Here is a 2,455-nt window from a genome sequence, read left to right as displayed (position 1 = left end):
TGTTAGTTTGCATCCAAAACTGATCCACTTTCCCCTTAATTTGCATTGAAAACTGATCCACATATTTAATACCTCCTGCCACCCCTGAGCAGGAGAATGTGGAGTGATAGATGTGTCATTATTAAGTGTTATACGTCGATGGTATTTTCGTGATGGGCTATCCCAGCGAGAAATCACTCGGCGCACTGGATTGTCTCGCAATACAGTGCGTCGTTATCTTAAAGACGACATTGCTGAACCAGCTTATCCTCAGCGTGACTCGCACGGCAAGGTAAAAGCATTCGAAGAAGTGCTCGTTAGTTGGCTTAAGCGAGAAGCAAGGCGACGACGCAAAGAGCGTAAAACCGTTAAAAACCTGTATGAAGACTTGCTACCTTTGGGCTATTCCGGCTCATATGACAGGGTTGCTGCGTTTGTACGTAAATGGCGCGAGGAGCAAAGGTTAGCTGCATCCAATCAAGTTTACGTGCCATTAGAGTTTGCCGCAGGTGAAGCCTTTCAATTTGATTGGGGCGAAAACTATGCCTTTATCGATGGTCGTAAAACCAAGCTGCAAGTCGCTCACTTTAAGCTCAGTCATAGCCGAGCTTTTATGCTGCGAGCATACCCCACGCAAAGCCATGAAATGCTGTTTGATGCTCATAATCACGCGTTTCGGGTGTTCAACGGTGTGCCAGAGCGCGGGATTTACGACAATATGAAAACAGCAGTTGATAAGGTGCAAAGAGGCAAGGAGCGTATTGTTAACCGTCGCTTCCTAACCATGGTTAGCCATTATCTGTTTGAAGCTGACTTCTGTAATCCTGCCGCAGGTTGGGAGAAAGGCCAAGTTGAAAAGAATGTGCGTGATGCGCGGTCGATTATCTGGCAACGTCTACCGCGCGTGAGCACGCTAACCGAACTCAACGATTGGCTAGAGGCGCAATGCATTGCCGACTGGCAATCACGCAAGCATCCTCAGTTTACGGATAAAACTATCGAAGATGTGTGGTATCAAGAACAACGTCAATTGATGAAAGTGACCGCCCCGTTTGATGGTTTCATCGAGCATAGCAAAAAAGTATCCTCTACCTGCTTAGTCAGCTTCGAACGGAATCGTTACTCTGTGCCCGCAAGCTTCGCTAACCGACGAATTAGCCTGCGTGTGTACCCAAGTCGGCTGAGTTTTGTCGCTGAAGGTCAGCAGATAGCGGAGCATCCCCGCACGTTCATGGTGAGTCACGATGTACCAGGCAAAGTCATTTACGACTGGCAACACTACTTGCTGGTCGCACAACGCAAACCGGGGGCGCTTCGCAATGGTGCGCCGTTTAATACCATGCCCGATAGCTTTAAGCACCTGCAATCCATTCTGCTGCAACGAGCACGCGGGGATAAGGAAATGGTCGAGGTGTTATCGCTAATATTGCATCACGACGAAGCAGATGTTGTGAAGGCGGTTGAAATGGCCTTAGACGCAAGCTGCCCATCTAAACAACATGTGATGAACTGTTTAAGCCGCATAATTACCCCACCACAGCCTGCAGCCATCCCGATTGTTAACAGCCTGAAATTAATCACTGAGCCAACCAGCGATGCATCACGCTACGACACATTACGAGGTAAACGCCATGCACACTGAAGCTCTAATACACACCCTTAAAACACTGAAACTACATGGCATGGCGAGCAGTATTACCGAGTTGACCTCGCAAGATTCGCCAGCTTACAAACAAGCTTTGCCAATACTCGACGCACTAATAAAAGCCGAGGTAGCGGACAGAGAAGTGCGCAGTATTGCCTATCAAATGAAAATCGCGAAGTTCCCTGTTTACAGAGACCTTTACGGCTTCGACTTCAGTGAGAGTGAAGTCGATGAATACCTGATTAGAGGCTTACATCGTTGTGAGTTCATTGAAGACTGCCAAAATGCGGTGTTCGTCGGTGGCCCTGGCACAGGCAAAACACACTTAGCAACGGCACTCGGGGTGCAAGCCATTCAACATCACCAATACCGAGTACGGTTCTTATCCACTATCGAGTTAGTGAATACCTTAGAGCTTGAGAAACAAGCTGGTCATGTTGGCAGAATGGCCAATCGCCTAGCCAAGTGCGATTTGGTGATACTCGATGAGTTAGGTTATGTGCCGTTTAGTCAAGCGGGCGGCACCTTGCTGTTTCACTTACTCAGTAAACTCTACGAAAGCACAAGCGTACTTATCACCACCAACCTTAACTTCACTGAATGGTCGAAGGTGTTTGGCGATGCAAAACTCACTACGGCCTTGCTAGACAGATTGACTCACCATTGCCATATAATTGAAAGCGGCAATGATAGCTACCGATTCAAAGAATCAACTAAAAAATCAAAGGAGAAAAAGGCTAGAAAATAGACCATGATTATGGTCATATAACACCAATTGGGTGGATCACTTTTAGATGCAAATCGTGGATCAGTTTTACCTGCAAATTAACA

2 protein-coding genes are annotated in these 2,455 nt (G+C 47.1%); both read left to right on the top strand.

What is annotated here, in order from left to right; all coding sequences use genetic code 11:
- Positions 1-103 precede the first annotated feature (103 nt).
- The gene (istA, locus tag EKG39_RS23195) at positions 104-1,621 is read left to right on the top strand and encodes an IS21 family transposase (RefSeq protein WP_126508320.1); all 1,518 of its coding nucleotides are present in this window, start codon (positions 104-106) and stop codon (positions 1,619-1,621) included.
- Entirely contained in the window at positions 1,611-2,372 is a 762-nt protein-coding gene (gene istB, locus EKG39_RS23190) for an IS21-like element helper ATPase IstB (RefSeq protein ID WP_126508319.1), read from the top strand. The genes istA and istB overlap by 11 nt, the downstream gene beginning before the upstream one ends.
- Positions 2,373-2,455 lie beyond the last annotated feature (83 nt).

This window comes from Shewanella atlantica, assembly GCF_003966265.1.
Classification (GTDB): domain Bacteria; phylum Pseudomonadota; class Gammaproteobacteria; order Enterobacterales; family Shewanellaceae; genus Shewanella; species Shewanella atlantica.
Note: the sequence above shows the minus strand (reverse complement) of the source record. Positions and strands in the feature narration are given on the sequence as shown.

Coding starts and splice junctions, on each gene's coding strand:
- istB (WP_126508319.1), top strand. CDS start 1,611: ATGCACACTGAAGCTCTAATACACACCCTTAAAACACTGAAACTACAT.